3 protein-coding genes are annotated in these 3374 nt (G+C 64.2%); 2 read left to right on the top strand and 1 reads right to left on the bottom strand.

Annotation, left to right across the window (positions count from 1 at the left end):
* Positions 1 to 139: 139 nt before the first annotated feature.
* Positions 140 to 889, top strand: a complete 750-nt coding sequence (locus ABNU97_RS17490) for a DUF3750 domain-containing protein (RefSeq protein ID WP_348767945.1) — start codon at positions 140 to 142, stop codon at positions 887 to 889.
* 262 nt (positions 890 to 1151) lie between these two features.
* On the opposite strand, the gene ABNU97_RS17495 is transcribed toward ABNU97_RS17490, so the two are convergent.
* Entirely contained in the window at positions 1152 to 2756 is a 1605-nt protein-coding gene (locus ABNU97_RS17495; RefSeq protein ID WP_348767946.1) for an MBL fold metallo-hydrolase, read from the bottom strand.
* A gap of 288 nt (positions 2757 to 3044) precedes the next feature.
* On the opposite strand from ABNU97_RS17495, the gene ABNU97_RS17500 reads away from it, so the two are divergent.
* The gene (locus tag ABNU97_RS17500) at positions 3045 to 3290 is read left to right on the top strand and encodes a type II toxin-antitoxin system CcdA family antitoxin (protein ID WP_348767947.1); all 246 of its coding nucleotides are present in this window, start codon (positions 3045 to 3047) and stop codon (positions 3288 to 3290) included.
* Positions 3291 to 3374 lie beyond the last annotated feature (84 nt).

The raw sequence follows: 3374 nt of genomic DNA on the forward strand, positions 1-3374 counted from the left end.
CAGTGTTCGCTACCGTGCCACTTGTTTTTGGCTTGGGCACGCTACGCTCTCACTTCCTTGTCAATCGCGCGCAAAGCACGCCGGCGCGACCGCGACAGGTTATGCAGAGCTTCCTTAATAGAATGAAAACGCTCGGCGCATGAAACGCGGGCTGCTCGTTTTCATCGCCGCGGTTGTGCTCGTGGCATCCGGGCCGGTGCTCATGCTGGCCAGCGACGAACTGCGCATGGGCCAGAACTGGCGCGATGCCGATCGCAGCTCGGCGCAGCTGGCGCCGGCGCCTTCCAGCGAGCCGCGGGCGGTGGTGCAGGTCTACGCCGCCCGGGCATTCAGCTGGCGCGGCATCTTTGCGGTGCATACATGGGTGGCCACCAAGGCCGCGGGTGCCGATCACTACACCGTGCACCAGGTCGCCGGCTGGAATCATCCGCCCTTGAGCTCGCGCACCGATATCCCGGACCGGCGCTGGGTCGGCGCCATGCCGCAGCGCCTGCTCGACCTGCGTGGGGCGCAGGCGGCCGAGGCGATTGCCCAGATCGAAACGGCCGTGGCCAACTACCCCTACGACGTCTATCGAATATGGCCGGGCCCCAACAGCAATACCTTCGTTGCCTGGCTGATACGGCATGTACCGGCGCTAGAGGTCGAGCTGCCGCCCACCGCGATCGGCAAGGACTATCTGCAAGATACGGTCTTCGCGCGGGCGCCGAGCGCAACCGGCTATCAGCTATCGCTGTTCGGTGCGATGGGGGTGCTCGCTGCCTGGGACGAAGGCATCGAGATCAACCTGTTCGGTCTGGTCTGGGGCATCGACCCGGCCGACCTGGCGATCAAGTGGCCCGGGCTCGGGCGGATTGGCTGGCACGACCCGGAACCGGACGCGCGCTAGTACGCCCTCTTCAGAATTGCGCTCAAGCGCCCCGGGGTCGGCGTCGCGGCATAGCCTGTGGGCCTAAACCCGGCGCCCGCATGGATGTCGCCCTGGTATCCCGCGCCCATTGCGCAACTGTGCCTATCACGCCGGTGCTCGATTCTTGCCGGACTGGCTCGCAGTCCCAGCTCGACCCGCTTCATGCGCTGCTTCCAGACCGCACACCGAAATTCAACGAGCGCTGCTCAACTAGCGGTTTGAAACCCGATCCTGCCCCGCGCTAGTCGGCACGGCGCAGGCTGGCCAGCGCCTGCGCCCTTAATCGCGCACGGATCGCCTGGGCGTTCTGGTCGGCCGCGTCGAGATCGTGTTGCTCGCCTGTGCCCGGCAGCACGACGTCGGCTAGCGGCCGATCGCCCGGCTGCTTCGTCGCCGCGCGCGCATGCAACGCGGCCGCGAAGCCGGCACGCATCGCGCTATCCCCGTGGTTGAGAAACACCGTCGCCGCCGGCGCCGGCTCATCGATTTCGAATACGAACCGACATAGCGCGTCGATATCGCCGTGGCCGGAATAGTAGTCGCCAAAATCCACGAGCCGTGCCTGAATACGGGCCGGGTCGATACGGGCTTTGCCGAGCACAAGTGGCGTATCGCTCGGCCAGTCGCCTGCGATCAAGCGTCGCAGCCGCCCCGCCCCTGTTTCGGGCGGCGCATAACCGCAGAGCACGATCGTGGCCGCCGGGTTACCGATCTGATCGGTAATGAAATCCACGATGCGCCCACCCTCGCACATACCGCTGCCCGCCAGGGCAACCACGCGCGACAGCTCGGGGTCATGCATCGCACGCAACGTACCGCCGGGGGCCCGATTGCGGCCCACCCGCGCCCATAGGTCCACGAGATACGCATCGACCGCGGCCTCATCGGCCAGCCACAGCCGGTCGGCCAACGTCGGATTACGCCAGGGCGATTGCTCGCCCTGTTCGTTGCGCCGCGTCAGCAGCTCGGCATAAACATCGGTCATACGCGCTGCCAGCGGGGCATCCATCGACAGCCAGCGCGGCCGACCGGCCGCATCCGGCGCGCCGGCCGCGGTATGTCGCAGCACGCGATGAAGATCGAACCACAGCTCTTGCGCCCGGTGCATGGCGAAACACGGCACCACCACCGGCCCGCCACCGCGTGCGTCGCTATCGGCAAACACATCGGCCCAGGCCTGCTCGCGGCCGGCGGCCGATTTATAGTGCGCAGGGCGCGCCGGTTCGGCGCCGCGAGTGGATTCCACCACCATATAATCCACCGCGCCGGGCGTTTGCTGACCGGCCAACAGCGATTGATACGGATTACCCGGCGTATTGCCGCCGATATCCCCGCTGAAACAGATCGAGCGCCGCGTGCTCGTGCGGCTGCGCCAGGCAATCGTAAGCGCCACCGCGCCGAGAATATGCGCGCTGCGATGAAAGGTAACCGCAACGCCGTGCAACCGCATGGGCTGGCCGAACTTGAAATCGGCCCGGCGATCGAGCGGCTGGAAGTCGATCATCTCGACATCGTCCGCGTCATACTCGCGCGAAAATTTGGCGGCATCCATCAACGCGATACGCGTCATCGCCGCCGTGGCTTCGGTGCAATACACCGGCCCGCGAAACCCGGCCCGATGCAGCTGCGGCAGCCGCCCGCAATGGTCGCGATGGGCATGGGTCAAAAACACACAACTCAACATCCGCGCATCGAAACCCAGCCGCGGCGCCCCGTCGGGCCGCACCAGCTCGCGCTCGGCATGCGCCCCGCAATCCACAAGCGCACGCAGCCCCAGACGCGTATCCGTCAGCAGGCTGGCCGAGCCCGTGACACCGTCCGCGCCGCCAATGAAGGTCAATTCCATGGGGCCAGTATGCGTGCTCGCACAAGTTCGGTTTCAGTGGACGTGCCGCTGGGGCTATGGCGAGCTATGCGCAGCCTTCGATTCTTTGCGACTTGTTGGCGTTGCCGGCATCTCGCGGCGCCGATTCACGCTTGTTGATAGGTGCGCGGCTCACATCTGCCTCTCAGCATTGTTAGAGCGTCTGACAAAGACCCTTCAGGCGCAGAACACACCCGTTAAATGCTTTTGAATGCGCGCCACAATGCGCATAGCATTTATAAAACCGTAATGCCACCTGTGGAGACATTTATGCCAGAGCTCTACGATAAAGCCGCTCCGAGAAAAGCCACCAACCTATCGGTCAATAGCGACCTGCTGACAAAAAGCCGAGCGTTGAACATCAACCTCTCGGCGACCCTGGAAAAGGCCTTGAAAGAAGAGCTTGCGAAACGCCGGGCGTCTCAATGGGCGGAAGAAAACCAGGCCGCTATCAAAAGCTACAATGAATTCGTTGAGCAACATGGCTGCTTCGGCGACGACTTCCGGTCGTTTTAGTGGCCCAGTTCGACGTCTACGCCAACCCAAGCAGAACGACCAAATCGTTCTATCCGTACTTGCTGGACATCCAGAGCCCGCACC

It is taken from the genome of uncultured Salinisphaera sp., assembly GCF_964012375.1.
Classification (GTDB): Bacteria; Pseudomonadota; Gammaproteobacteria; order Nevskiales; family Salinisphaeraceae; genus Salinisphaera.